Annotated in this window: 29 protein-coding genes; 16 read left to right on the top strand and 13 right to left on the bottom strand. The window is 60.2% G+C overall.

All coding sequences use genetic code 11. The features are described from left to right. Positions 1-177: 177 nt before the first annotated feature. The 5 genes from D8V06_RS07190 to D8V06_RS07170 all read right to left on the bottom strand — a co-directional run bounded on the left by D8V06_RS07190 (position 178) and on the right by D8V06_RS07170 (position 6727). Positions 178-1563: a DUF1254 domain-containing protein gene (locus tag D8V06_RS07190; RefSeq protein ID WP_130930693.1), complete on the bottom strand. Its 1386-nt coding sequence runs from the start codon at positions 1561-1563 to the stop codon at positions 178-180. Beyond that, entirely contained in the window at positions 1560-2903 is a 1344-nt protein-coding gene (locus D8V06_RS07185; RefSeq protein ID WP_130930692.1) for a DUF1254 domain-containing protein, read from the bottom strand. The genes D8V06_RS07190 and D8V06_RS07185 overlap by 4 nt, the downstream gene beginning before the upstream one ends. A gap of 99 nt (positions 2904-3002) precedes the next feature. Beyond that, on the bottom strand, positions 3003-4340 hold the full coding sequence (locus D8V06_RS07180; protein ID WP_130908032.1) for a DUF1329 domain-containing protein: 1338 nt from the start codon (positions 4338-4340) through the stop codon (positions 3003-3005). 11 nt (positions 4341-4351) lie between these two features. Then, positions 4352-6178: a DUF1302 domain-containing protein gene (locus tag D8V06_RS07175; protein WP_130930691.1), complete on the bottom strand. Its 1827-nt coding sequence runs from the start codon at positions 6176-6178 to the stop codon at positions 4352-4354. A 165-nt stretch (positions 6179-6343) separates the two neighbouring features. After that, positions 6344-6727, bottom strand: coding sequence for a cytochrome c family protein (locus tag D8V06_RS07170; RefSeq protein WP_130930690.1), 384 nt, complete (start codon positions 6725-6727; stop codon positions 6344-6346). A gap of 199 nt (positions 6728-6926) precedes the next feature. Between D8V06_RS07170 and D8V06_RS30760 the strand changes: the two genes are divergently transcribed. After that, positions 6927-7508, top strand: coding sequence for a phage infection protein (locus D8V06_RS30760; protein ID WP_241664345.1), 582 nt, complete (start codon positions 6927-6929; stop codon positions 7506-7508). A gap of 71 nt (positions 7509-7579) precedes the next feature. Here D8V06_RS30760 and D8V06_RS07160 read toward each other — a convergent pair whose 3' ends face one another. Continuing rightward, on the bottom strand, positions 7580-8410 hold the full coding sequence (locus tag D8V06_RS07160) for an oxidoreductase (RefSeq protein WP_056854578.1): 831 nt from the start codon (positions 8408-8410) through the stop codon (positions 7580-7582). A gap of 130 nt (positions 8411-8540) precedes the next feature. On the opposite strand from D8V06_RS07160, the gene D8V06_RS07155 reads away from it, so the two are divergent. Continuing rightward, positions 8541-9446, top strand: coding sequence for a LysR family transcriptional regulator (locus D8V06_RS07155; RefSeq protein ID WP_130930689.1), 906 nt, complete (start codon positions 8541-8543; stop codon positions 9444-9446). A 46-nt stretch (positions 9447-9492) separates the two neighbouring features. Continuing rightward, positions 9493-9807 carry an NIPSNAP family protein gene (locus D8V06_RS07150; RefSeq protein WP_130930688.1) on the top strand — a complete coding sequence of 105 codons (315 nt, stop codon included), beginning with the start codon at positions 9493-9495 and terminating at the stop codon, positions 9805-9807. A 59-nt stretch (positions 9808-9866) separates the two neighbouring features. On the opposite strand, the gene D8V06_RS07145 is transcribed toward D8V06_RS07150, so the two are convergent. After that, the gene (locus D8V06_RS07145; protein WP_130930687.1) at positions 9867-10325 is read right to left on the bottom strand and encodes a GNAT family N-acetyltransferase; all 459 of its coding nucleotides are present in this window, start codon (positions 10323-10325) and stop codon (positions 9867-9869) included. 220 nt (positions 10326-10545) lie between these two features. Here D8V06_RS07145 and D8V06_RS07140 point away from each other — a divergent pair, with 220 nt between their 5' ends. After that, positions 10546-11304, top strand: a complete 759-nt coding sequence (locus tag D8V06_RS07140) for a M15 family metallopeptidase (protein ID WP_130930686.1) — start codon at positions 10546-10548, stop codon at positions 11302-11304. Continuing rightward, a complete protein-coding gene (locus tag D8V06_RS07135) occupies positions 11301-12023 on the top strand; it encodes a L,D-transpeptidase family protein (protein WP_056854583.1) in 723 nt (240 codons plus the stop codon). The genes D8V06_RS07140 and D8V06_RS07135 overlap by 4 nt, the downstream gene beginning before the upstream one ends. On the opposite strand, the gene D8V06_RS07130 is transcribed toward D8V06_RS07135, so the two are convergent. The 3 genes from D8V06_RS07130 to ggt all read right to left on the bottom strand — a co-directional run bounded on the left by D8V06_RS07130 (position 11926) and on the right by ggt (position 15781). Continuing rightward, a complete protein-coding gene (locus D8V06_RS07130; RefSeq protein ID WP_130930685.1) occupies positions 11926-13026 on the bottom strand; it encodes a sterol desaturase family protein in 1101 nt (366 codons plus the stop codon). The genes D8V06_RS07135 and D8V06_RS07130 overlap by 98 nt on opposite strands. Before the next feature lie 425 nt (positions 13027-13451). Next, positions 13452-13985, bottom strand: a complete 534-nt coding sequence (locus D8V06_RS07125; protein WP_130930684.1) for a cysteine hydrolase family protein — start codon at positions 13983-13985, stop codon at positions 13452-13454. A gap of 68 nt (positions 13986-14053) precedes the next feature. Then, positions 14054-15781, bottom strand: a complete 1728-nt coding sequence (gene ggt / locus D8V06_RS07120) for a gamma-glutamyltransferase (RefSeq protein WP_056854586.1) — start codon at positions 15779-15781, stop codon at positions 14054-14056. A gap of 136 nt (positions 15782-15917) precedes the next feature. On the opposite strand from ggt, the gene D8V06_RS07115 reads away from it, so the two are divergent. Beyond that, on the top strand, positions 15918-16430 hold the full coding sequence (locus D8V06_RS07115; protein WP_130908038.1) for a methylated-DNA--[protein]-cysteine S-methyltransferase: 513 nt from the start codon (positions 15918-15920) through the stop codon (positions 16428-16430). A 119-nt stretch (positions 16431-16549) separates the two neighbouring features. Here D8V06_RS07115 and D8V06_RS07110 read toward each other — a convergent pair whose 3' ends face one another. Then, the gene (locus tag D8V06_RS07110) at positions 16550-16987 is read right to left on the bottom strand and encodes a hemerythrin domain-containing protein (protein WP_130906299.1); all 438 of its coding nucleotides are present in this window, start codon (positions 16985-16987) and stop codon (positions 16550-16552) included. A 145-nt stretch (positions 16988-17132) separates the two neighbouring features. Between D8V06_RS07110 and D8V06_RS07105 the strand changes: the two genes are divergently transcribed. Further along, the gene (locus D8V06_RS07105; RefSeq protein WP_130906298.1) at positions 17133-17564 is read left to right on the top strand and encodes a GNAT family N-acetyltransferase; all 432 of its coding nucleotides are present in this window, start codon (positions 17133-17135) and stop codon (positions 17562-17564) included. Between the two features lie 92 nt (positions 17565-17656). Here D8V06_RS07105 and D8V06_RS07100 read toward each other — a convergent pair whose 3' ends face one another. Next, on the bottom strand, positions 17657-18007 hold the full coding sequence (locus tag D8V06_RS07100) for a hypothetical protein (protein ID WP_056854590.1): 351 nt from the start codon (positions 18005-18007) through the stop codon (positions 17657-17659). A gap of 146 nt (positions 18008-18153) precedes the next feature. On the opposite strand from D8V06_RS07100, the gene D8V06_RS07090 reads away from it, so the two are divergent. From D8V06_RS07090 to D8V06_RS07050, 9 genes are all read left to right on the top strand, one after another. Next, positions 18154-18402, top strand: coding sequence for a hypothetical protein (locus D8V06_RS07090; RefSeq protein ID WP_056854591.1), 249 nt, complete (start codon positions 18154-18156; stop codon positions 18400-18402). Between the two features lie 20 nt (positions 18403-18422). Beyond that, positions 18423-18752: a DUF6388 family protein gene (locus D8V06_RS07085; protein ID WP_130906297.1), complete on the top strand. Its 330-nt coding sequence runs from the start codon at positions 18423-18425 to the stop codon at positions 18750-18752. Positions 18753-18777: 25 nt separating this feature from the next. Further along, positions 18778-19482, top strand: a complete 705-nt coding sequence (locus D8V06_RS07080; RefSeq protein ID WP_056854593.1) for a YoaK family protein — start codon at positions 18778-18780, stop codon at positions 19480-19482. Between the two features lie 198 nt (positions 19483-19680). After that, positions 19681-20073: a sulfurtransferase complex subunit TusD gene (tusD, locus tag D8V06_RS07075; protein ID WP_130930703.1), complete on the top strand. Its 393-nt coding sequence runs from the start codon at positions 19681-19683 to the stop codon at positions 20071-20073. 1 nt (position 20074) lies between these two features. Beyond that, complete coding sequence (tusC, locus tag D8V06_RS07070; protein WP_130930683.1) at positions 20075-20437, top strand: sulfurtransferase complex subunit TusC; 363 nt, start codon at positions 20075-20077, stop codon at positions 20435-20437. Beyond that, positions 20437-20730, top strand: coding sequence for a sulfurtransferase complex subunit TusB (gene tusB, locus D8V06_RS07065; RefSeq protein ID WP_056854595.1), 294 nt, complete (start codon positions 20437-20439; stop codon positions 20728-20730). The genes tusC and tusB overlap by 1 nt, the downstream gene beginning before the upstream one ends. After that, positions 20727-21062: a TusE/DsrC/DsvC family sulfur relay protein gene (locus D8V06_RS07060; RefSeq protein ID WP_130930682.1), complete on the top strand. Its 336-nt coding sequence runs from the start codon at positions 20727-20729 to the stop codon at positions 21060-21062. Before tusB ends, D8V06_RS07060 begins: the two co-directional genes overlap by 4 nt. After that, positions 21059-22060 carry a glycosyl transferase family protein gene (locus D8V06_RS07055; RefSeq protein ID WP_130906295.1) on the top strand — a complete coding sequence of 334 codons (1002 nt, stop codon included), beginning with the start codon at positions 21059-21061 and terminating at the stop codon, positions 22058-22060. The genes D8V06_RS07060 and D8V06_RS07055 overlap by 4 nt, the downstream gene beginning before the upstream one ends. 90 nt (positions 22061-22150) lie before the next feature. Further along, complete coding sequence (locus D8V06_RS07050; RefSeq protein WP_130908042.1) at positions 22151-23152, top strand: glutathione S-transferase family protein; 1002 nt, start codon at positions 22151-22153, stop codon at positions 23150-23152. 227 nt (positions 23153-23379) lie between these two features. Here the strand turns inward: D8V06_RS07050 and cysG are convergent. Continuing rightward, the coding region (cysG, locus tag D8V06_RS07045; RefSeq protein ID WP_130930681.1) for a siroheme synthase CysG at positions 23380-24717 on the bottom strand (1338 nt) is incomplete at its 5' end.

Genomic DNA, 24717 nt, shown 5'->3' with positions numbered 1-24717 from the left:
CTGTAGGAGCACCTGAGCAAGGCTTGCCCGCGATGACGGCGGCACATTCAACATCCATGGTGCCAGACATTTCGCCATCGCGAGCAAGCTGTGCTCCCACAGGGGATTTGTGCCGAGCACAACAACTGCGGCCACTTCAGCACCTGTGCCAACCTGCTGGCGATGGCTTTGCCCTCACTACACAGAAACCGCTTCCACCAACGGCATCCGCCAGCGCTGTTCAATCACCTCTGGCTTGGGTCCGTACAGGCGCAGGATCAACGTAAACGCGCCCTGCGCTGGCGTTGGTAACCAGTTGTTCGACGACTCGGGCGCTGAGGTCTGCATGACCAGTGTCACCCCGCCATCCTCATCCACTTGCAATGCATCGCGACTGCTCAGGCAGTAACGGTCTATGGGATTGGCGACCAATTGCCGGTCCGGTAAGTCGTACAACGTCAGCGACCAGAACTCGCTGGCCGGCGGCAATTGTCCCGGTGCAAACCGCAATCGATAACGGCGCCTGCCCTGCAACGGCTGTCCCTGACTGTCCAGGCGAGCACCGGTGTAGAACGCCTCTTCGACGCTGTTGCCGTAGATTCCGACATTCGCAGCGACCGCTCGATTCAAATAGTTGCCGTGCAGCGCTTCACGGTTGCCAAATAGGCCCAGCGTGGTGCGCGTTTGACTGACCGCCGTTTGCAGTTGCGCCTGTGCGTCCGCTACCCCGGCCATCAAGGCGTCACGTACGTCCGTGGTCAGGGCTGCCACATCGAATGCCTGACCGGGCACGATGCCGATCCGCGAAAAACGTTCGAGCAACGCTTGTTCTGATGGTGGGGTCGGGCACAGCGTGAGGATCTGATTCAGCGTCGCGATAAACTCCAATCCAAGGCCGGTTTTGGCATCCCAGGGTTGCCAGGCAATTGCCGCAGCCGCAACCGGCGGCGCGCTGCCGGTGTATTCATGCAACGCACGCAAACGGTATTGCTGCTGCAAGGCGCGCACGGCCGGCAAGTCGTCGGCGTTCTTCAACCCGGTGCGCCCGAGGATCATCACGATCTCGGTTTCGCTGCGCAGCACAGCCTTGATGCCTTCCGGCGTCGGGCCTTGCCAGTGCGGCCCGACAATCAGGTAATCCCCCGCCTCGCGACCGGTGCTGAGCACGCCGACATAAGCAAAATTGTGGGTGTATTGATCGACCAACTGGTGCACGTAGTAGCGGTCGGCAGCAACCGCCGGCACGCTCAGTACCTGCGGTTCGCTGCGCAGGTCCAGCCAGGCCCAGGAGTACGGTGTGTCGTTGTTCGGCGTAACGATTTCGCGGTTGTTCGGGGTGTACAACGCGCTGTAGTGCCGGAAACGATTGAAGCCGCCGACATAGGCCGGCGCACTTGGATCGAGCGCCTGCTTTTCCAGGGTCTGGTAATGCATGAGCATCGGGTAGGCGTAGATCCAGGCCTCCCGGGCAATCGTGCGCAGCTCATCGGAACCGCTGGCCAACAACCAGCGCGGCAACATCAAGCCACCCCCCAACACGCCGATGCCACCCAGTACACGGCGGCGACTGACGAACATGTTCATGGCTCGACCCTCGCGATAGCAGGCAGCGGGTAGCTGCCGTCCAGCGCCCCGCCCTTCGGCAGATACAGGCGCAACAACAGGTTGAATGGGCCTGCGGGCGTCGGCAGCCAGTTGCTTTGCTGCGCTGGTGCATTGGCTTGCAGGATCAGGGTCAGGCCGCCATCGGCGTCGTATTGCAAACCCGGACTGCGATCACCCAGCGAGTAACGCTCGATCGGATTGGCCGCAAGCAATTGCGTCTTGCCGTCGTACAGGGTCAACGACCAGAAGGCATTCACCGGCGGCAACTGCCCGGCCGGGAAGTGCAGACGATAGGCATATCGGCCGTCCAACAACTGCCCCTGAGCATCGTGCAGCGCCATCGGGTAGACCGCTTCCAGCGGATCGTTGGCGTAGATGTAGCGCCAGGCGACGGCTGCGCGCGTCAGGTCGTCATCGCCGAATTTGCCGACATTGCTCGGCGAGCGAAGCCAGCCTTGCTGCTCCACCGAGATCTGGCTGGACGCGGCGCGCACCTGGTCTCGCCCGGCTTCGGCACCTTGGGCAATGGCTGGGTTGAGGTCTTTTGGCGGGGCGAACGCTACGCCGGGTTTCACCCCGATGGCAGCGAAACGCTTGAGTTTTGCTTGCTCGCTGGCCGTCCATTGATGCAACGGCGCCAGCGCATTGAAGGTGCTGAACAAAGCCTGCGCCGGGCCTTGTTTGGTGTCCTGATAGGTCGGCAGGTGCAGCGGCGCCATCGGCTCAGGCGTTGCACTTGCGATCACTTTGGACAACGGCTGCAAGGCATAGCCCATCAACACTTTTGCGGCCTCCTGCTGATCTGCTTTGCCTTTGACTTCGGTTCGCCCGAGCAAAAACACCAGGCGACTCGGCGAACGAATCACGCCGTTGAATCCGCTTGGCAGCTCACCTTTCCAGTCCGGCCCGACGATCAGGTAGCGCCCGGCCTGATCGCCGGTAGCGCGGGTGCCAATGTAGTCGAGGTTATCGGTGCGCATGTCGACCAACTGGAAGCTGTAGTAGCGCCCCTTCACCGCCGGCACTTGCAACACCTGTGGTTCAGCGCGCAAGTCGAGCAAGGCCCGGGAATAGAATGTGTCGTTGTTTGGCGACACCACTTTGTTGTCCTGCGGGCCGAGCAATCGCGGTTCGCTGTAGAGGCGGTTGAACGGCAGCTTCGCGGCGATGGCGCTGAGCACCTTGTCGTGCTCGACGGTAGCGTAAGCAAACACATAGGCCTCTTGCGCCAGCGCCCTGGCCTGCGATTGATCGAGGGTTTGCGCGTGAACCGAGCCCAGGCTTGCGCCCAGGGCCAGCGCGGATATCCAGTAGCGCACGGATAGATCTCCTTAAGGGTGATGAATGATCGTTCCCACGCTCTGCGTGGGAACGATCGAACGACGACGCGGAGCGTGGGAACGATCGACAAAAAAGGGTTACTTGGCCCAGCGCCGCAGGTCCGACGGGGTGTAGTCGTCGGTCTTGGCAGCAAAGCCGACACGCATCGGCTCGGTCTCTTCGTTGGCCAGGCCACCGGCGTAATAACGTCCGGAAATCAGGTCATAGGAGGTTTCCAGCACGTTGTAGGTGAAGCCGTGGTCGTACTGCTGAATCGCATGCAGTTCACCGCTGCGCCACAGTTCGCCGCGGCTGTCGTACTGGTCTGATTGGGCGATCTGCCAACTGTCTTCGTCGACATAGAACCGGCGCTTGGCATAGATGTGTCGCGCGTCGGGCTTGAGGGTCGCTTCGACCACCCACACCCGATGCTTCTCGTAACGAGCCAGATCCTGATTGATATGGTTGGGTTGGATCACAGCGTCGTACTTGATGTCGCGGCTGCCGATCTTGTAGCTGTTGTAAGGGATGTACAGCTCTTGCTTGCCCACCAGTTTCCAGTCGAAACGATCCGGCGCACCGTTGTAGCCGTCGATGTTGTCGGCGGTGATCAGGCCGTTGCTGTAACGGGCGCTGTTGTCGTAGGCGATCATCGGTGCACGGCGCACCCGTCGCTGACCCGGCAGGTATTGCCACGCCGAACGCGGCTCGGCGACCTGATCGATCGGCTCATGCACCAGCACCGCTTCCCCGGACAAACGCGCCGGTTCCAATACGCGGCTCTTGAACATGAACAGGATGTTGGAGTTTGCCTCCAGCCCGCCCACCGTGTCGGCGAAGTTGATCAGCGACTGATTACGCACGTAACTGGTGGCGCCGTTTTCACGCACCAATGCCGCACTGCTGATGCGCTCGTAACTGCCACCGCGATAACGGGTCATGTGGTTCCACATCACCTCGAGGCCTTCGGTGGGCAGTGGAAACGGAATGCCCCGCGCATAGTCGTGCAAGCCATTGCCACCGTCGGCCATGCTGGTTTTGGCTACATTGTCACGGCTCGCCGCGAGCACGTCCTTGGGCAGGTTGGCGCTGCGGTGGCTCGGGTAGATGTTCATTTTGTAGCTGTCGGGAAAACGCTTGAACAAGGCAATTTGACCCGGGCTGAGAAACTTCTGGTGCTGGCTGACGTTCTTTGCCGTGATGGTGAACAACGGTTTCTCGGCGGCATATGGATCGCTGTAACCGCCCTTGCTATCGACGATACCGGCGTTGGCGCCAAGGCCTCCGGTCCAGGCCGGAATGCTGCCGTCGGCATTGGCCGCCATCTCCGAACCCATCGGGGTCAGAGTTTTGCCCAGAGCAGCCGAATCGGTGCCTTTGGCCTGAGCCAGGCCTACGGTGCAGGCCAGGGCCAGCACGCACAATTGCATACGCATTATGATTCTCCTTAGAAGTCTGCCTTGAAGCTGACAGAGGCGAAGTCGCGGTCGTCGAGGGTGCTGTAGTCGTTGGAACCGAAGAAGGCGTTGTAGGCCAGTTCCACGCTGTAATCGTTCATGTAGACGCCGGTCAGGCTGACGCCGAGCGCTTGCTGGCCTTCCTGGAACGGCCCTTGCGGATCGTAGGAATAACCCTCGACGTCATGTCGCCAGTTGACGGCCGGAATCAGGTTGATGCCCGGCAGCACATCGCTGTATTCCAGGCTGGCGCGCAAGCGATAACCCCACGACCAATCGGTGGCGAAACCCTTGTCGGTGCAGTACTGGTTGGTCACGCCCGACGCCGCGGTGTTGCACGGCGTACCGTTGCGCGTGGAGCTGCGGCCGAATGCCGAGTTGCGACCCAGGCGCTCGTCGCCCAGATCATCGATGTGCACCACGCCAGCCTCACCGAACAGGCTCAGGCGTGTGGCACCCAAAATGTTATCGAAGGCCTGGGTCGCCGAGGCGGTCGCCTGCCAGACGCCTTTGCGCTCCCAGCCGTCGTAACGGTCGCCACGATTGATGTTGAACCCTGTCGGCAACTGCACCCAGGAGCTGCCTGCCGCCCCGGTGATCACTGCAACGTTGATGTCCGGCGCGTTGATCGCCAGCGGCATGTTCGGCCGGTAGCTCAGCTCGCCGGCAAGGGAAATTCCGCTGTTGGGCTCGACACCGTTGAGGCTGATGCCGTACAGGCGAATATCTTCCGGAAAAGCCGCGGCATAAGTCGGCGGTTGAACGCCGCCAGGGAACGTACCGCGTACGGCGGTGTTCTTCGCATTGAGGGTGAAATACGGCAGGCGTGAGTGGTAGTTGATAAAGTAAATCGCCGCTTCGGCATCGTTGAGCGCCGGGATCATCTGGCGCAAAGCGAAACCGAATTGACCGTTGTCCGACGGCGATTCATTACCCCGCGACGGCGCGTACAAACCGCTGGCCTGCATCTGCTGATCGGTCAACACCTGGCTCAGGTACAACGGCCCGCAACCTTTCTGTATCGCATCGCTGCTGGCGAAAAATGTGCCGCAACCGTCGAGAACGCTGGGGCGCCAGTTGTATTGGTAAAAACCTTCGAGGTTGGTGGTGTCCGACAGGCCAAAGCTGAAAGACACCATCTCCACCGGCAACTGGCCTTCCTTGATCTCGACGCCAGGACGGTTGAACGCCGAGACGTCCAGCGGGTTGATCACGTTGATGCCGTTCTGGATCAGCAGCGACTCGCCCCAGGACAACACCTGATTGCCGACTTTCACGTTCAGCGGATGATCGGCCAACTGGAAGTCTTTCCAGACATAGGCATCGAGCATCTCGAACCCCTTGAACTTCGACAGATCGTCCCAGCCCGAATCGTCGAAATCCTTGAACCGACCGTTGCGGGTTTCGTAGGCGTGGTCGTACCAGTATTTGAAGCGGATGAACGCGCCCTGCCCCTGGCCATCGAGGCTGAAATCGGTAAGGCCCTTGAAGGTCTGCGAGATGGGGTCGCCCCGCTCGAAATTCAGCCGGTTGTCGTCGGCGCTCACGCTCGTGCCATTGGCCTGAACGCCTTGGGCTTGCAAGGCGTTGGCGCGGGTCATGAGGCTCTTGTCGGGATTTTGCGTCGACCAGCTACTGCCCAGGCTCAGCGTGGTCTTGGTCGACAGGCTCCAGTCTTCGTTGATATCGAACGTGGTCGCACAGGCGGGTCCCGTCAGTACGGCAATGATCGCCAGCGCAAGGGGTTGCGGGCGGGTGTGGCCAGGCCGGTGCAGTCGTTGGCGGACTGTGGCGGTGGCCGAGCGTTTTTTTATCATTATTAGGCTCCGGTCAGGTTTGCTCAACCTGATCACGGTGCCTGACGCTCATCGATGACACACAAGCGGTGGCCGACAAAAAGTAATCATTGGAGGTGATTTAAGGGCGGTCATGCGACCAGTCTGGCCGCCGCGCTTACCCAAGCAACGGATATACACCCACCTTCAAGGCGCGCCGAACCTCTCCAGATACGCCAACAGATCATCAATTTTCTCTTGATCACTGATCCCCCAGAAAATCATCCGCGTCCCCGACACCACAGCCTTCGGATCTTCGATATACGCCGCCAGTTTCTCCCGGGTCCAGACGATTCCAGATGATTTCATGGCATCGGAGTACTGATAGTCCGTGGTACTCCCGGCAACTCGCCCGATCACATTATTGAGCTGCGGCCCAAAAAACGCTCTCGCGGACTCCCCGACCTGATGGCAGCCACCGCACACTCGCTTGAACAGTTTGCCGCCCGCCTCGGCGTCCCCCGCCGCCTGCGCTTGCATGCTGAGCCATCCGAGGCTCAGGACGAGCGCCAACACCGCCGTTTTGTTCATGTTCACCCCGTTCCACCGTCGCCTGCGATAAAAAATGCTCGCCATTTGAGCATGACCGGGATCGCTGGCATACCTGAGTATGAATCTTTAACACCTAGATGTTCGCCTGCCCAACCTATGCATGAGTGACGTGTTTTTTAAGCCAATTAAGATGGCTTTCTTGAATGTGAACAACCCCGTGACCCACCAGGTGAACATGATGAACACCCCAAAACTCGCGTTAGGCATTGCCCTCTTTTCGGCTCTCGGTTGCATCGCGGCGAACACTCAAGCGGCCGAAGCGGGAGCTACGACAACCGGTGCCGGCACCGCCGCCCACAACGTTGCCGAAGGCGCGCCCGACCGTATCAAGGAAAGACAACTGGCTGAAGGCGGCGCAGATCGCTTGCAGGAACGGCGACTCGCCGAGGGTGGTGCGGATCGCCTGCAAGAACGTCGACTTGCCGAGGGCGGCGCGGATCGCCTGCAAGAACGGCGGCTCGCCGAGGGTGGTGCCGACCGTCTGCAAGAACGGCGGCTCGCCGAAGGTGGCGCGGATCGGCTACAGGAACGTCGACTTGCCGAAGGTGGTGCGGATCGTCTCCGAGAACGGCAACTGGCCTCGGACGGTTCCGATCGACTGAAGCAGAACAACGTCGCGGCGGGCTACAACTCGATGCGCGGCACACGTGTAGCAGAAGGCGGTTCCGACCGATTGCTGCACAACCATTACGCCGATGGCAGCAATGGTTACGATGCCAGCTCCGACGTCATGCCTTACTTCTGCATGGAATGTCGCTGAGCGGCAATTGAATCGCCTCAAACAGATACAGGAGCGAGCCTGCTCGCTCCTGCAGGGGTTGCGGTTTGGCTTCAATCCTTGAAGTCAGTGGACAGCGCCAGGTCTTTCCACTCGGCCAGTTCCTCGGCGACAAAGCGGTTCTTCGCTTCAATCCTCGCAATGGTGTCGCTGCCCAGCGCCAGACGTTGCGGTGGCTTCGGTGCATTGACCAGGGCGAGCATGGCCTCGGCGAATTTCACCGGATCACCCGGCTGCGCATGGTTGGCCGCCTCGGCATGCTTGCGCATCGCACCGACGGTTGCATCGTAGTCCGGCAGTTCCAGCGCGGTCTTTACCAGCGATTGTTCGTCGAGGAAATCCGTGCGGAAGAAGCCCGGTTCGACCACCGTGGCATGAATGCCCAGCGGCGCCAGTTCCTGATGCAGCGCTTCGGTAATGCCCTCCACCGCAAACTTGGTGGAACCATAGACCCCCCAGCCCATGTAGGCCTGGTAGCCGCCAATCGAAGAGATGTTGATTACATGCCCGGCACGCTGGCGGCGCATGTGCGGCAGTACTGCACGCGTCACGTTGAGCACGCCGAACACGTTGGTGGCGAACAGTCGCTCGGTCTCGCTGGCGCTGGTTTCTTCGACTGCCCCCAACACGCCGAAACCGGCATTGTTGATCAGCACGTCGATGCGGCCAAAACGCTTGATGCCCTCGGCGACTGCCTGATGCGCTTCTTCTTCGCGAGTCACGTCCAGGCGCACAGCCAGCAGGTTTGGATGATCGCCCAGCCGGGCGATGATTTCTTCGGGTTTACGGGCGGTGGCAATCACCGCGTCGCCGGCACGCAGAGCCTGTTCTGCGATGAGGGTACCAAAACCACGGGAAGCTCCAGTAATCAACCAAGTACGCATTTCAACGCCTCCTGACAACGACCCGAGCGTGATTGCCGGGCCTTCTTGATGAGTTGACGCCACTGTAAAACTCGATTACTGATGTGATAATCCCAGCAATTTTGCATGGCTTTGTGAACGGCACTCACAAATGAAAGTTCCTTCTGCGGCCGACCTTACGACCTTCCTCAGCGTGGCCACTCACCTGAACTTCAGCCGGGCGGCGGTGGAGCTGGGGTTGACGCCTTCCGCGCTGAGCCATTCGGTACGGACCCTGGAAAACCGGCTCGGTGTGCGGTTGTTCAATCGCACCACCCGCAGCGTCGGCCTGACCGAGGCGGGTGAACGTCTGTTCGCGCGATTGAAGCCCGCGTTTCGTGACATCGACGACGCTCTGGAAGACCTCAACAACTTTCGCGACAAACCCTCCGGCAACCTGCGAATCACCGCCGGCCGCCAGGCCGCGGAGTTGGTGCTGCTGCCCCTGGCCGCGAAATTTCTGCAAGCCTATCCGGACGTGAAGCTGGAGATCGTCGCCGATGACGGTCTGGTCGACGTGGTGTCGGAGGGGTTTCACGCTGGGGTGCGGTTCGGTGCGCGTCTTGAAGCTGATATGGTATCGCTGCCCATCGGTGCCTACATGCGTTCGGTGGTGGTGGCCTCGCCCGAACTCTTCAAGCAACATGCCATTCCGCAAAAACCCGAGGACTTGCATGGCCTGCCATGCATCCGCCATCGCTTCCCCAGTGGTTCGCTGTATCGCTGGGAGTTCGAACGGGGCGGCATCGCCCAGGAAATCGAAATCGACGGGCCGCTGACCCTAGGCGACGTCAGCCTGATGGTCGGCCCGGCGCTGCAGGGCGTCGGTTTGGCTTACGTTTTCGAAGAGATGGTCAAGGTGCCTGTCGCCGACGGCCGGCTGATCCAGGTGCTGGGCGATTGGTGCCCCTACTACCCGGGCCTGCATCTGTACTACCCGAGCCGACGGCATGTGCCGGCGACGCTCAAGGCCTTCATCGAATTTGCTCGCGCCGCCCGGGAGCAGCATCCGGGCTGACGCAGCCGACAGAAAAAATCATTAACCCCGACTGAGAGAAAAACCGATGGTCACCTGCTACCTCAAATATGTGCTGGACCCGTACAAGCTCGAAGCGTTCGAGCACTACGGGAAATTGTGGATACCGCTGGTGGAGAAATTCGGCGGCCAGCATCACGGCTACTTCTTGCCGTCCGAAGGTGCCAACAACATCGCCATGGCCCTGTTCACTTTCCCGAGCCTGGCGGCTTACGAAAGCTATCGGCAACAGTCCATGAGCGACCCGGAGTGCATCGCCGCGTTCAAATACGCCGAAGAGACCCGCTGCATCCTCAGCTACGAGCGCAGCTTCTTCCGGCCGGTGTTCGGCACCCCGGTGTAAATAACCGGCAGACCTTTGTCGGCGTCACCGTCCCTTGAAGGGCGTCGACAGTCCCGGGCTCAGCCTTGCTTCAGATCGAGCCAATAGGTGTAGTAACCGCCATCGCGTACATAACCCAAAGACTCATACAAACGCTGGGCGCTGAAGTTATCGGTAGCGGTTTCCAAGGTCATGCCCTTGGCACCGCTCAACCGGGCAAAGTCGCGGGCGGTGTTCAGCAGCAGCGTACCGACGCCTTTGCCCCGAGCGTCCGGTGTGGTGAACAGGTCGCCAAGCAACCAGGTGCGGTGCGCGTCGATTGAGGAAAATGTCGGGAACATTTGCACGAAACCCAATGCTGCTCCGTCGCTGTCTACGGCAATGAAGATCACCGATTCGTCCCGGGCAATACGCTCGGCGATGAAGTCACGGGACTGAGGCAGGTTTGTTGGCTGACGGTAAAAAACCCGGTAGGCGTCGAACAATGGGGCAATGATATCGATGTGGGATGCGTCGGCGCGCAGGGCCTGGATAGCCATGAGGATGCTCCATTGCGGTCTCGAGGATTCACAGCCTAGCAGCCCCTGACCACCTGTAGGAGCAAAGCTTGCTCGCGATGACGGCGCCACACTCAGCACAGATGTTGACTGCAAGACTGCTATCGCGAGCAAGCTTTGCTCCTACCGGTTGCGTGACCTGTGGAGGTGAAGTGCGATTCAAGCCATTATGAAGTGATGGGTCATCAAGGAGCCGTTGCCGATGTCGCGTTTTCCCGGTCTGTGGATGCTATGCCTGAGCCTTGCGCTGCCGTGCATGGCTGACGAGTCGAAACCTGAACACATGGTGTATCTGCGCAACGTCGATCCCGGCATTGAGCAGGACATCCGGTATGCCGGCGCCCATAACTTCACCGGTCATGCGCTGGATGGCTATCAGGCGGCCGAGTGCCTGTTGGCGGCGGATGCAGCCAAAGCGCTGTCACGGGTGCAATCGGCGCTCAAGGCCGAGGGCTACGGCCTGAAAGTCTTCGACTGCTACCGCCCCCGTCGTGCCGTGGCCGACATGGGACGTTTCGCCAACGAACCGGGCGACCCGCGCAAGCCCGAATTCTACCCACGGGTAGACAAGCAGGACTTCTGGCGCCTGGGTTACGTGGCGCGAGTCTCCAACCACTCACGGGGCGGCACCGTCGACCTGACCATGACCGGCCCCGGTGCACTGCCCGCAGACAACTGGACACCTGCCGTCACACCGGTCGATTGCACCGCCGACGTTGGCCAGCGCTGGCACGACGGCGCGGTCGACATGGGCACCGGGTTCGATTGTTTTGATGAACGTGCCCATACTGACTCTCCATTGATCAGCGCGGCGGCCAGGGACAATCGCCAGCGACTCAGCCGTGCCATGGAAAAGGAAGGGTTTACCGGCTACGCCAACGAGTGGTGGCACTTCACGTATACCCGGGACCCGTCATTGAAGACTGTCATGGACTTCCCCATTACCCCGCTTGCGCCATGAACAATCTGATCAAGGCCTGGTCGTTTCTGGTGCTGTTGCTGCCCGCTGCAGTCGTAGCCCAGGTACTCGACGACAGCGATCAGCTGATTGTGGTCACCAGCAAAAACTGGGATGCCATCCAGGGCATCGCGCAACGCTATGAACGGCACGGCGACAGCTTTGAAAAATTCGAAGCGGCGTTTCCCGTGGTGCTCGGAAAACACGGCATGGGCTGGGGCAAAGGCATGATTGTCGTGAAGGACCCCTCGGGACCGGTAAAACAGGAAGGCGATGGCAAGGCCCCGGCCGGTGTGTTCAAACTGGGAACCGCGTTCGGCTATGACACCTCTGCCGCCACCCGCCTGCCGTATCTCGCACTGACGCAAACCCTCGAATGCGTGGATGACAGCCAGTCGTCGCGCTACAACCAACTGGTCGACAACGGGACACTCGTCGGGGACTGGACCAGCGCCGAACGCATGCGCCGCAAAGACGATTTGTATCGCCAGGGCATTTTCATCGAACACAACACACCGGCCATCCCCGGCGCAGGCTCGTGCATCTTCCTGCACATCTGGCGCGGCCAGACGACACCGACCCGAGGCTGCACGGCAATGGCCGCGGAAGACATCGCGCGGTTGTTCAACTGGCTCGACCCGCGCCGTTCCCCACTGCTGGTGCAATTGCCCGAGGCACAGTACGAGCAGTGGCGTGAACACTGGAAGCTTCCGCCTCGCTGACCAAAGGGCTGCGCTTTGCCTGGCGCAGCTTTGCTGCAGTTTCCACGAACGGCATGACGATCAGGCTGTAGAGGGTCAGGTAACGCTCGTCCGCTTCACCGGTGCCAAACCGGATGGATTCGGGTTTTGACTGCGTGACGTAGAGCGTGCCGAACATCCAGTCCCAGAGCGACAAGTTGACCCCGTAGTTTTTGTTGAAGTGTCGAGGCGCATCGCTGTGATGAATCTGGTGTTGCGCCGGGCTGTTCAGCACATGCTCGACTACCGGTCCGAACGAAAGCCAGACATGGCTGTGACGCAGGTTTGCCGCCAGCGCATTGAGGATGAACACCATGTAGGTCACACCAAACAGTGTGTAGCGGCTGATCTCCCCGCCACAGGCATACCAGAAGACGCCGGCGAAGGCGCTGATGAAAACGATGTCAATCAACCGCCCGACTATTATCTCGCTGAAATGCACGCGACTGGCCGTCACCGGAACCAGCACCGACGCCGAATGATGAACCTTGTGAAACGCCCACAGATAACGGGAATGAAAGGCACGATGTACCCAGTAATGAATGCAGTCCTGTAGCAAAAAAACGCCCAGCCCGTAGAGCAAGGACAGCGCCAGATATTCCTCCATCTGCACCCGTGCGCCCCACAGGTGCGTGAAAAAACGGATGTAATCGCCGGAACGCAGAACATACGGATCAACCAGCCCGACCACGGGCACGACCAGCATGACCTTGAGGATCGCCCGCACAAAGTAATAGCGGTAATCGAGCAATGCCGAAGGATGAAAATGCACACGGTTGCCGCCGATGAATTGCCAGAACGTGCGTGCATTGGTCAGGCCACGGGGCTTCCTGAAACGGAACAACCCATAGGCAACGACATAGGAGATGAAAAGGAATGCCACACAGAGGCGGCCATTGAGGTCAAACAGACCGAGGAACCGCTCGCTGACAGGCGCGATCACCCAGCGAAACAGGTATTGGTAGAACGGTGCGAGAACATCCATGAACGGCTGCCCCCTTTCGAAGCAAGTACGTTGTTGGCCAGATTGGAAATGGGTGAAACCCTGTGAGTGACAAGTCCATTTCCGACCAACATCCGTTCATCACATCCAGGCGCACGAGCCCGATGACCTGTGCCTTCCCGGTTTGCACCGTACCATCGAGTGCAGACGCTATTGCGGATGTATCTTATTCAGGCTTTTGTGTTTCGGCAACAGGCGTGCCTGCCTGTTTTGCGATAGTCGCGTCTCACAGCAACGCACTTGGATATCTTCGGTTCGCCCTGAGTTGTGCGACCTGATGCGTCAATCAAGACCGGGGACCTGTAGGAGCGAGCCTGCTCGCGATGAGGGGGGCACATTCACCGTCTGCAGCGACTGACACACCACCATCGCGAGCCTGCTAGCGCCTTCAGGGAGATTCGGTTTTTTCAGAAGTGAATTTCGGCAGCCGGGATCACATCGATCCGCGCTACCGAGCCGGTCAAGTGCGCCAGATCCTTGTTGTGCTCGGCAATGATGTCTTCGGCGGTGAGGTTACCGTTGTCGACGGTGGAGTGTGCATCCGCCGCCAGTACCACGTCGTAACCCAGTTTCAATGCCTGGCGCACGGTGGCGTTGACGCAGTAATCGGTTTGCAGCCCGCAGATGACCAAGCGATCGAAATCCTGCACCGGCAGCAGTTTTTGCAGGTTGGTCTGGTAGAACGAATCACCGGTGGTCTTGCGTACGCGCCAATCCGTGGCCGCAGTCGCCAAGCCTTCAGCCAGTTGCCAGCCAGCGGTGTCATGAGCAAAAGGACTGCCCTCTTCTTCGTGCTGGATAATCACCACCGGAGCTCCGGCATTGCGCGCACGCGCAGAAAGCTCGTTGATGGTATCGATGACACGCCCGATCTCGAAGCACTCGTATTCGCCTGAACACAGAGCCTGCTGGACGTCGATGATTAACAATGCGGTGGTCATGATTCCTTCCTTGAACATTCAAAGTGGCAGGGGACGAACATAAGTCCGTCCCCCCTCGAACACAACCCTCAGTAACCCAGCGACAAGCCGGTGTTACGCCGCGGATCGTTGGCCCCGTAGAAACGGTTCTTGCCCACCGGTTTGCCATCCAGTGACGGCGCGCCAACCAGGATCGCCGCCAGGTGGTTGGCATCCTGCGGGCCGGCAAACTTGTGGCCCCAGCTTTCGAGGATCTTCACCGTATCCGGGCTGGTGGTGAACGTTTCCAGGTTGGTTTCCTCCGGCAGCCACTGCTGGTGGAATCGCGGTGCATCGACCGCTTCCTGGATGTTCATGCCGTAGTCGATGACGTTGAGCATGGTCAGCAGAGTGGCCGTGATGATCCGGCTGCCGCCCGGCGTACCCACCACCATCACCACTTTGCCGTCCTTGGTGACGATGGTCGGGCTCATGGACGACAACGGCGCCTTGCCCGGCGCGATGGCATTGGCCTCGCCCTGCACCAGACCGTACATGTTGGGCACGCCGATCTTCGAGGTGAAGTCGTCCATCTCATCGTTGAGGATGACCCCGGTCTTGCTGGCCATGACCCCGGCACCGAACCAGTCGTTGAGGGTGTAGGTCACCGACACCGCGTTGCCCCATTTGTCGACGATCGAGTAATGGGTGGTGTTGCTGCCTTCGTGGGGCGCTACGCCAGGCTTGAGGTCCTTCGACACCCCGGCCTTCTGCGGGCTGATCGCTTCGCGCAGCTTGGTCGCGTAGTTTTTGTCGAGCAGATGGGCGATCGGGTTTTTGACGAAATCCGGATCCCCCAGGTAGCTGTTGCGGTCGACGTAAGCGTGGCGCATCGCTTCGATCTGGTAGTGCATGCCCTGGGCCGAGTGATAGCCCAGGTCCTTCATCGGATAGCCTTCGAGGATGTTCATGATCTGGCAGATCACTACGCCGCCAGAACTCGGTGGCGGTGCCGAAACCACGTGGTAACCGCGGTAGTCGCATTCGATCGGCGCCAGTTCGCGGGTCTTGTATTTGTCGAGGTCAGCCTGGGTGATGATGCCTTTGTTGGCCTGGCTGGACGTGACGATGGCGTCGGCCACCCAGCCTTTGTAGAAGCCGTCGGCGCCCTTCTCGGAAATTTCCCGCAGGGTTTTGCCGAGGTCCTTTTGCACCAGCTTTTGTCCGACCTGCATCGGCTCGCCGTTGCTGAGGAAAATCGCGCCGGAATCCTTGATATCCTTCTTGAACACGTCGGTGGCGTACTCCAGCAACTCGACATCGCCCTGCTCCAGTACAAACCCGTCTTCCGCGAGTTTGATCGCCGGGGCAATGACTTCCTTGCGTGGCTTGGTGCCGTATTTGCTCAAAGCCAGTTCCATGCCGGAAACAGTGCCCGGCACGCCGACAGCCAGGTGACCACGGGTGCTCAGGTCCGGCACGACGTTGCCGTCCTTGTCGAGGTACATGTCGGCAGTGGCAGCCAAGGGGGCTTTTTCGCGGAAGTCGAGGAAGGTCTTGCGCCCGTCGGCCAGTTGAATGGTCATGAAACCACCACCGCCCAGATTACCCGCCGCCGGATACACCACGGCCAGTGCGTAACCCACCGCGACAGCGGCGTCGACCGCGTTGCCGCCATTTTTCAGAACATCAACGCCCACGTGGCTGGCCAGGTGCTGAGCGGTGACCACCATGCCGTTTTCAGCGGCGACCGGGGCCACAGAGGCCGCGTTGGCCGTCAGACAGCTGAGAGCCAATGAGGTCGCTATCAGCGTTTTGGCAAAAGGTTCGTACTTCATGAGTCGGTCTCTTCTTGTTTTAAAGTCGGAAAATTCGTCAAAAGCAGTAGCCAAGTATGGTCGGGATTGCGCATTGCGCCTCCCTTGAGAAGCAGTATCCTTAACGCCTGTTCAACAATCAGACGGGGCTAGCGCCATGACTTTCACCTGCACCACTCTGGCTTCCCCGGTTGGCGAATTGAAGCTGGTGGCGAACGGTTCGAGACTGGTGGCCATCCTCTGGGAAAACGACAGACCGGGGCGAGTGCGCCTGGGACCGATGAGCGAAGCGCCGGACTCTCCGATCCTGATACGTGCCGCCGCGCAACTGCGCGAGTATTTCGCCGGCACACGCCGAAGCTTCGATCTGGAGCTGGATTTTTCCGGAACGGAATTTCAAAAGCAGGTTTGGGCAGCGCTACTGACCATCCCGTTTGGCGAGACTCGCAGCTACAGCCAGATTGCCGAACAGATCGGCAACCCGACCGCGGTCAGGGCGGTTGGAGCGGCGAATGGCAAGAACCCGCTATCGATCATTGCACCGTGCCATCGGGTAATCGGTGCGTCGGGAAAATTGACCGGTTTTGCCGGGGGGCTGGAAGCGAAAGAACTGCTATTGACGCTGGAGGGCGGACATTGGCCCGCCACAGCGCGCCTGCCTGGCTTCTAATCCTGTAGGAGCGAGCCTGCTCGCGATGGTCGTCAACGATAACGCGGGAAATCTGAATCCCCGCGGTGTTTGCGAATCCATCGCGAGCAGGCTCGCTCCTACAGGGGGGGGGCAATACCTCAGGAGAGCTGCGCCTGGTATTCCTTCTCGTATTGTCCTGCCAGCGATTCTTTCTGCTTGTCGTCGAGCAACTTACCAGCCATCTGGAAGAACTTCTGCTCTTCCTCCTTGAGATGGTGATGAACCTTTTCCGACAGCTTCTTGGCGGTCGCGAGCCAGGCCGGGCTGGACATCTCGGTCTCGTCCAGTTCCTCCATCATTTCGTCCATTTCGTGATGTTCGGCAATCGCATGGCGGCTGAGGTCGACGCCGTTATCGAACTCCATCAGCGGGATGTAGAAATGCCGCTCTTCAGCGGTTTCATGGGCCTGGAGTTCAGCCTTGAGCTGTTTGTACGCCTCGACCCGCTCGGGGGTGTCGCCACTGGTCTGGATCAGCGCCTTGGCATAGGTACGCTGGCGTTCATGGCTTTCGCGCAAGGCTTCGAAAATATTCACGGATTGTCCTCATCGGTCGCGTTCGGGAAGACGCGTCTTAATCAGTGACATCCGCGCGCGGGCGACGGTTCCACCCGCGTTGCGCTGATGGAACATTGCCGTCGAGCACGATAGGCTGAGTGTTCACAGCCATAAGGATATAGCCATGACCCTGCGTATCGAACGCAAGACCAACCCCAGCAACGAAGAGCGCGAGGCGATCCTCGTGCCGCTGCGCGCCTACAATGCTTCGAAATCAGCCAGCCCGCCGCCGGAACACATCGCGTTGCTGGTACGCGATGACAACGATCAGATTGTTGGCGGAGTTTACGCCCGGTTGTTTTATCAATGGTTGTTCATCGACCTGCTGGCGGTGCCGGAACAGGCCCGTGGCCAGGGCATGGGCACGAAGCTGATGGAGATGGCCGAAGACCTGGCCCGGGAAAAGGAATGCGTCGGCCTGTGGCTGGAAACCTTTGAATTCCAGGCACCGGAGTTCTACAGGAAATGCGGCTACAGCGAAGTCGGACACATCGCCGACTACCCGCCGGGACACAAGCACTTTTTCTTTCAGAAGCGCTTGAGAAACGACCTGTAACCTGTAGGAGCCGGCTTGCTGGCGATGGGGATTTCATAGACGCCATCGCCAGCAAGCCGGCTCCTACCAGGGGTTTGTGTCACGCCATTCGATTAGAGACAAGTGGCCAATGCCGCCAACCGGCGTTTGGCGACGAAGTCGTCCTGTTGCGCGTAGTAGCTCAACACAGTGCCCGAGGCATCGGTGGTCACGTCCACAAAAGACTCCGCGGAACGGGTGTAGACCGTAGTGCCGCCCTTCTCGGCCGGTTCCAGGTACGCAGCAGCGTCAACACCGAATACCGTTTCGTCCTGCCACGAAAACTGCACACACTGGGCGACGTCTTTCGCCGGTTTGTCCGAGTTCAGGGTTTTGTACGGGGCTTTGGTGCGCGCATCGTTCATTGCCGAGCCCGCGCATCCCGCCAGCAAGGTAGCGGCCAGCGCCACCATCAGAATTCGCATTGCATTCACTCATCAGGAAAAAGCGGACTGTATCACCGTGGCACAGGGTATCGTTCTGCTTTACTGCATTTATAACGCGACACCACGCGACGATTCGCGCACCCTGTCGCGCCATGACGCTGCATCGCACCTTGACTGGAAGCCCCATGATCCCCAACGCCGAGTTTTACAAACCGACCACTGAATACGCTGACAAACTGATCAGCCAGATAGGCCAGACGCCCTCCTGGATCGCCAAGCGGATCGGCGTCACCGACAAGCGGATTCGCTACATCCTCGACGGTGAGAGGACCGTCAAAGGCGAAACCACGCCGATCCAGATGACCTACACCGAGCAGTTTGCCCTCGAATGTCTGGCGGCAGCGGCCAAGGCCAGCAAGAAACAGTCTTCGTAATCCGTTCCCGAGGAGTGACCATGGCGGCATCCGAGCTGCAACATGAACAGGCATTGAACAGGTTTCTCGACGACCGCCCCGAACTGCGCATCGAACTGGACAACCTCAACCCGTTGCTGGCCCAGGCCAAAGGCGAGACCCTCGCGCAGTTTCGCGAGGAGCGTTTGCATGAAGCCTTCGAAGCCGAAGCCGAGCGCCTTGGTTTGTTTGCCTGGGAACTGACCCTGCAATTGACCTCTGCCACACCGCAGGAATACGAGGCCCAGCGCCTTGAGGTGCACCGGGAGGTCGCGGAAATGGCCGGCATGGACTGGCTGGAGTATTGCGACTTGTACGGGATAAAATCCTGACCACCGCTCAAGGACGCCATCGCCCATGCTGCCTTCCGCCTCCAGAACTCACGCCAGCCCCGGCCACCTGCACACACAGAAATGGCGCGGGCGCATCGGCCTGAGCCTGGTGGCCATGCTTTCGGTATTGGCCGGCATGACCGACGCTATCGGTTTCATGGCCAGCGGCGATTTTGTTTCGTTCATGAGTGGCAACACCACACGCATGGCCGTCGCGATCAGCGCCGGTGACCTGGGTTTGACCTTGCGTCTGGTGATCCTCGTCGCCACGTTCATCCTCGGTAACGCGCTGGGGATTATCGTCAGTCGCTGGGGTGGTCGCCGGGCGCTGCCTTTGATGTTGTGCATTGCCGCCCTGCTCTGCGCTGCAGCGGCATGGCCATACGACACGCAAATGCCGGCCTTGCTGGCGGCGATCATCGCGATGGGCATGCTCAACGCCGCGGTGGAACAGGTCAATGGTTTGCCGGTCGGCCTGACCTACGTCACCGGTGCCCTGTCGCGTTTCGGGCGTGGGTTGGGACGCTGGCTGCTTGGCGAACGACGCGACGGCTGGCGGGTGCAATTGATCCCCTGGACCGGCATGTTTGCCGGCGCAATACTCGGTGCGGTGCTGGAACACCACTTTGGGCTCAAGGCACTGTTTGCCAGTGGTTTGCTGGCGGCGGCGCTGGGGGTGTTGTCGCTGAGGATTCCGCGGCGTTGGCAGTTGGGCTACATGCCACGCTGAATTTTGTATCGCCCGCTCTGGTCTCATCGCTGGCAAGCCAGCTCCCACAGGGATTTGTGAAATGATTGAGATTGTAGTGTCACTACATAACCTGTGGGAGCTGGCTTGCCAGCGATAAGGTCCGCACAGGCGACATCGACTTAGCCCCTGCGCCGATAAAGCTTTATCATGGCCGCAGTTTCGCTGATCGAGTCCGTCATGAAGTTCGCCATCGCCGTGTTTTCCGCCGCCCATGCGCCCTCCTCGCGCCGCGCCTTGCTGTTCGCCCAAGCGGCGCTGGCCGGCGGGCACGAAATTGTCCGGCTGTTTTTCTACCAGGATGGCGTCCACAACGCGTCCGGCAGCGTAGTGACGCCGCAGGATGAGCAGGACTTGCCAAAACAATGGCGTGCTTTTGTCAGCGAGCAAAAACTCGATGGCGTGGTGTGCATCGCCGCCGCCCTGCGCCGGGGTGTGTTGAACGACGAAGAAGCCAAACGCTATCAACGCGAAGCTGTCGCCGTCGGCGCACCGTGGGAATTGTCCGGCCTCGGCCAATTGCATGATGCGGTGCAAGACGCCGACCGCCTGATCTGTTTCGGAGGCGCCTGACATGGCCAAATCCTTGTTGATCATCAGCCGTCAGGCACCGTGGTCCGGCCCCGGTGCCCGGGAAGCGCTGGACATCGTGCTGGCCGGCGGCGCTTTCGATCTGCCGATCGGCTTGCTGTTTCTCGATGACGGCGTGTTCCAGCTCGCGACCAGACAGGATGCCAACGCTTTGCAACAGAAAGACTTGAGCGCCAACCTGCAGGCCTTGCCGATGTTCGGCGTTGAAGAACTGTTTGTCTGCGCCGACAGCACGGCGCAGCGCGGGCTGGACCCGAGCGCTCTATCGCTGAAAGAAGCCCGGGTGCTGGCTGCCAACGAAATCACCGCCCTTATTGACCGATACGACCAGGTGATCACTCTCTGATGTCGACTTTGCATGTGTTGTCTCATTCCCCTTTCGGCGACGAACGCCTGAACAGTTGCCTGCGGTTGATCGGCAGCAATGACGCACTGCTGCTGTCCGGCGACGCGGCCTATGCCTTGCAGCCGGGCACCGCGCCGTTCACCACGCTGCATGCCCGCGGCCTGCAACTGTATGTCCTGGCCGAAGATGCCCAGGCCCGCGCCATCGACGTTCCTGACTGGGCCAATGCCATCGACTATCCGGCATTCGTCGAACTGTCGCTGCGCCACGACAAGGTCAACAGTTGGCTATGAAAACACTGACGGTCGGCGCACGCGCCATCGAATTGGACAAAGACGGTTTTCTGCTCGAACTGAGCGACTGGTCGGCTGAAGTCGCCAGTGCCCTGGCGGCTGCGGAAGACATCGAGCTGAGCGCCGAACACTGGGAAATCCTCGAACTGCTGCGCAGTTTCTACGCCGAGTTCCAGCTGTCGCCCGCCACCCGCCCGCTGATCAAATACACCGCATTGAAGCTCGGTCCGGAAAAAGGCAACAGCCTGCACCTGAACCGATTGTTCAAAGGCACCCCCGCCAAACTCGCCGCGAAACTGGCGGGCCTGCCCAAACCGACGAATTGCTTATGACCGACTATCCAGCGCTGACCCTTGAAACACCTGCCGAGCACCCATTCGCCCAGTTCGTGCGGATTCTCGGCAAAGGCAAACGCGGCGCCCGTGACCTGACGCGCACGGAAGCCCGCGAAGCCATGGGCATGGTGCTTGATGAGAAGGTCGAGGAAACCCAACTCGGCGCGTTCCTGATGCTGTTGCGGCACAAGGAAGAAAGCGCCGAGGAAATGGCCGGGTTCACCGAAGCTCTGCGCGAGCGCCTGCAAGCGCCGGCATTGGCGGTGGATCTGGACTGGCCGACCTACGCCGGCAAAAAGCGCCATTTGCCATGGTATCTGTTGGCCGCCAAATGCCTTTCGCAGAACGGCGTGCGGATTTTCATGCACGGTGGCGGCGCGCACACCGCGGGCCGGCTGTACAGCGAGCAATTGCTGGATGAGCTGCAGATTCCGTTGTGCCGCAACTGGCAGCAGGTCGGCACGGCTCTGGACAACGGTGGCCTGGCGTTCATGCCGCTGGTGGACTGGGCACCGCAACTGCAACGGATGATCGACCTGCGCAACACCCTCGGGCTGCGTTCGCCGATCCATTCGCTGGCGCGGATTCTCAATCCGCTGGGGGCCCGCTGCGGCTTGCAAAGTATCTTCCACCCCGGTTATCAAGCCGTGCATCGTGATGCCAGCGGTCTGCTCGGCGACACCGCCATCGTGGTCAAGGGAGACGGCGGCGAGATCGAGATCAACCCGGACGCCGACAGCCACTTGTACGGCACCACCGGCGGCGCAAGCTGGGATGAGGAATGGCCGCAGCTGTCGAGCCAGCGTCACGTCAAACCTTCCAGTCTCGACCCTGCACACCTCAAGGCCGTATGGCGCGGCGATGTGGTCGACAGCTACCCGCAAATGGCCCTGATCGCGACCATGGCTTTGGCCTTGCGCGGCCTCGGCCAGAGTCGTGAACAAGCATTCGAAACGGCTGAGAAATACTGGAACGCCCGGGATAAATCGATTTAATCGATCATTGACGCCCGAACTTTGCGCTTTTTGTTCGAACTCATCGGCATAGACTCCTCTCCAACGCTTATCGGTTGAGGAGTCCTGGACATGGGTTTGTTAGTTGAAGGTCGCTGGCAAGACAAGTGGTATGAAAGCAGCAAGGACGGCGCGTTCCAACGTGAGCAGGCGCAACGTCGCAACTGGGTGACTGCCGACGGCCAGCCCGGCCCGAGCGGCGTCGGTGGCTTTGCCGCCGAGCCAGGGCGCTATCACCTGTACGTTTCCCTCGCCTGTCCGTGGGCTCATCGCACGTTGATCCTGCGCAAACTCAAAGGCCTCGAAAACCTGATCGATGTGTCGGTGGTCAGTTGGCTGATGCTGGAAAACGGCTGGACGTTCGACAAGGCTCTGGGTTCGACCGGTGACAAGCTCGACGGCCTGACCTTCCTGCACCAGCGCTACACCGCCGATGCCGTCGATTACAGCGGTCGCGTCACCGTGCCGGTGCTCTGGGACAAACAGCGTCAGCACATCGTCAACAATGAATCATCGGAAATCATCCGCATGTTCAATGGCGCCTTCGACGAGCTGACCGGCAATGACCTGGATTTTTACCCGGCACCGTTGCGCAGTGAGATCGACGCGCTTAACGAACGGATTTATCCGGCGGTGAACAACGGCGTGTACCGTGCAGGGTTCGCCACTTCTCAGCAGGCCTATGAACAGGCGTTCGACGAGTTGTTTGCCGAACTGGACCGACTGGAACAGTTGCTGGGCGCCAACCGCTATCTGGCCGGTGAGTACCTGACCGAGGCTGATATCCGCCTGTTCACCACGCTGATTCGTTTTGATGCGGTGTATTACGGCCACTTCAAGTGCAACCTGCAGCGCATTGCCGATTATCCGAACCTGTCGAACTGGTTGCGGGAGATTTATCAGTGGCCAGGAATCGCCGAGACGGTGGATTTCACCCACATCAAGAACCACTACTACGGCAGCCACAAGACCATCAATCCGACCGGGATCGTGCCCAAAGGCCCGGCGCAGGATTTCACAGCACCGCATGATCGCGAGCGGTTGAGCGGCAAAGGGGTTTGGCGCAGGGCCTGAGATTCAGATCGCTCCCACGCTCCGCGTGGGAACGCCGCCGGGGACGCTCCGCGTTCCGCTTCTGGAGGTGACGCAGAGCGTCACTGGATGCATTCCCACGCAGAGCGTGGGAACGATCCAAATCGCTGGCAAGCCAGCTCCCACAGTGATCTATGTGATGTTGAAGCTTGTCGTTTCAACACAAAACCTGTGGGAGCTGGCTTGCCAGCGATCGGGACACCCGGGTCTCAGAGTTGCCCCTGAGCCCCTTCGAACCACGCCAGTTTCTCCCGAAGTTGCACCACTTCACCAACGATCACCAAGGTCGGTGCATGGACTTCATGCTCCGCCACCAACCGTGGCAAGTCGGCCAGTGTGCCGGTAAACACCCGCTGATTGACCGTGGTGCCCTGTTGAATCAGCGCTGCCGGGGTATCTTTGCTGCGACCATGCTTGATCAACTCTTCGCAAATGATCGGCAAGCCCACCAAGCCCATGTAGAACACCAGGGTTTGCGCGGGCGCGACGAGGTCGGCCCACGGCAAATCGGTAGAGCCGTCCTTCAAGTGACCGGTAACAAACCGTACCGATTGCGCATAATCGCGGTGGGTCAGCGGGATCCCGGCATAAGCTGCGCAACCACTGGCCGCCGTGATTCCCGGCACAACCTGGAACGGGATGCCTTGGGCGGCCAGCTCTTCGATCTCTTCACCGCCACGACCGAAGATGAACGGATCACCGCCCTTCAGTCGCACCACGCGCTTGCCCTGCTTTGCCAAATCCACCAATTGCTGGTTGATCTGGTCCTGCGGTACGGCGTGCTCGGCGCGACGCTTGCCGACGTACACCCGCTCGGCATCGCGACGGCACAGTTCGAGAATCGCCGGCGCCACCAAGCGGTCGTATAGCACAACATCGGCTTGCTGCATCAAGCGCAAGGCGCGGAACGTCAGCAGGTCTGGATCACCCGGCCCGGCACCCACCAGATACACCTCACCGGTGGCCACTGGCGCTTCACCATCGATCTTGGCTTGCAGCAGGCGCTCGGCCTCACCGCCCTGCCCGGCCAGTTGACGATCGGCAATCGGTCCCTGGAAAACCTCCTCCCAGAACGCGCGACGCTGCTGCACATCCGGAAACAGCTTTTTAACCTGATGGCGAAAACGCGCCGCGAGCCCCGCGAGCTGACCGTAGGTGGAAGGAATCCAGGTTTCGATCTTCGCCCGGATCAACCGCGCCAGCACCGGCGCATCGCCGCCGCTGGACACGGCGATGATCAATGGCGAACGATCGACAATCGCCGGGAAGATCACGCTGCACAGCGCTGGCGCATCCACCACGTTGACCGGCACGCAACGCCGATGCGCATCGGCGGAGACCTGTGCGTTCAGCGCTTGGTCGTCAGTGGCGGCAATGATCAGCCCGCAACCGTCCAGATCCGCTTCGACATAGCCACGCACCAGGCACTCGCCGCCACTGGCGGCAACCAGTTCGCGCAATTGCTGTTCGATTTCAGGTGCAACCACCCGCAGCAGCGCACCGGCATCGGCCAGCAGGCGGGATTTGCGCAAGGCAATTTCCCCCCC

Origin of the sequence: Pseudomonas sp. Sample_24 (genome assembly GCF_004307605.1) — a bacterium.
Lineage (GTDB): Bacteria > Pseudomonadota > Gammaproteobacteria > Pseudomonadales > Pseudomonadaceae > Aquipseudomonas.
The sequence above is the reverse complement of the archived record's forward strand: the minus strand, read 5'-3'. Positions and strand labels throughout refer to the sequence as shown.

Bases quoted from the DNA above. Each gene is read 5' to 3' on its own strand.
- D8V06_RS07190 (WP_130930693.1), bottom strand. From the start codon at position 1,563: ATGAACATGTTCGTCAGTCGCCGCCGTGTACTGGGTGGCATCGGCGTG.
- D8V06_RS07180 (WP_130908032.1), bottom strand. From the start codon at position 4,340: ATGCGTATGCAATTGTGCGTGCTGGCCCTGGCCTGCACCGTAGGCCTG.
- D8V06_RS07175 (WP_130930691.1), bottom strand. From the start codon at position 6,178: ATGATAAAAAAACGCTCGGCCACCGCCACAGTCCGCCAACGACTGCAC.
- D8V06_RS07170 (WP_130930690.1), bottom strand. From the start codon at position 6,727: ATGAACAAAACGGCGGTGTTGGCGCTCGTCCTGAGCCTCGGATGGCTC.
- D8V06_RS30760 (WP_241664345.1), top strand. From the start codon at position 6,927: ATGAACACCCCAAAACTCGCGTTAGGCATTGCCCTCTTTTCGGCTCTC.
- D8V06_RS07160 (WP_056854578.1), bottom strand. From the start codon at position 8,410: ATGCGTACTTGGTTGATTACTGGAGCTTCCCGTGGTTTTGGTACCCTC.
- D8V06_RS07155 (WP_130930689.1), top strand. From the start codon at position 8,541: ATGAAAGTTCCTTCTGCGGCCGACCTTACGACCTTCCTCAGCGTGGCC.
- D8V06_RS07150 (WP_130930688.1), top strand. From the start codon at position 9,493: ATGGTCACCTGCTACCTCAAATATGTGCTGGACCCGTACAAGCTCGAA.
- D8V06_RS07145 (WP_130930687.1), bottom strand. From the start codon at position 10,325: ATGGCTATCCAGGCCCTGCGCGCCGACGCATCCCACATCGATATCATT.
- D8V06_RS07140 (WP_130930686.1), top strand. From the start codon at position 10,546: ATGTCGCGTTTTCCCGGTCTGTGGATGCTATGCCTGAGCCTTGCGCTG.
- D8V06_RS07135 (WP_056854583.1), top strand. From the start codon at position 11,301: ATGAACAATCTGATCAAGGCCTGGTCGTTTCTGGTGCTGTTGCTGCCC.
- D8V06_RS07130 (WP_130930685.1), bottom strand. From the start codon at position 13,026: ATGGATGTTCTCGCACCGTTCTACCAATACCTGTTTCGCTGGGTGATC.
- D8V06_RS07125 (WP_130930684.1), bottom strand. From the start codon at position 13,985: ATGACCACCGCATTGTTAATCATCGACGTCCAGCAGGCTCTGTGTTCA.
- ggt (WP_056854586.1), bottom strand. From the start codon at position 15,781: ATGAAGTACGAACCTTTTGCCAAAACGCTGATAGCGACCTCATTGGCT.
- D8V06_RS07115 (WP_130908038.1), top strand. From the start codon at position 15,918: ATGACTTTCACCTGCACCACTCTGGCTTCCCCGGTTGGCGAATTGAAG.
- D8V06_RS07105 (WP_130906298.1), top strand. From the start codon at position 17,133: ATGACCCTGCGTATCGAACGCAAGACCAACCCCAGCAACGAAGAGCGC.
- D8V06_RS07100 (WP_056854590.1), bottom strand. From the start codon at position 18,007: ATGCGAATTCTGATGGTGGCGCTGGCCGCTACCTTGCTGGCGGGATGC.
- D8V06_RS07090 (WP_056854591.1), top strand. From the start codon at position 18,154: ATGATCCCCAACGCCGAGTTTTACAAACCGACCACTGAATACGCTGAC.
- D8V06_RS07085 (WP_130906297.1), top strand. From the start codon at position 18,423: ATGGCGGCATCCGAGCTGCAACATGAACAGGCATTGAACAGGTTTCTC.
- D8V06_RS07080 (WP_056854593.1), top strand. From the start codon at position 18,778: ATGCTGCCTTCCGCCTCCAGAACTCACGCCAGCCCCGGCCACCTGCAC.
- tusD (WP_130930703.1), top strand. From the start codon at position 19,681: ATGAAGTTCGCCATCGCCGTGTTTTCCGCCGCCCATGCGCCCTCCTCG.
- tusC (WP_130930683.1), top strand. From the start codon at position 20,075: ATGGCCAAATCCTTGTTGATCATCAGCCGTCAGGCACCGTGGTCCGGC.
- tusB (WP_056854595.1), top strand. From the start codon at position 20,437: ATGTCGACTTTGCATGTGTTGTCTCATTCCCCTTTCGGCGACGAACGC.
- D8V06_RS07060 (WP_130930682.1), top strand. From the start codon at position 20,727: ATGAAAACACTGACGGTCGGCGCACGCGCCATCGAATTGGACAAAGAC.
- D8V06_RS07055 (WP_130906295.1), top strand. From the start codon at position 21,059: ATGACCGACTATCCAGCGCTGACCCTTGAAACACCTGCCGAGCACCCA.
- D8V06_RS07050 (WP_130908042.1), top strand. From the start codon at position 22,151: ATGGGTTTGTTAGTTGAAGGTCGCTGGCAAGACAAGTGGTATGAAAGC.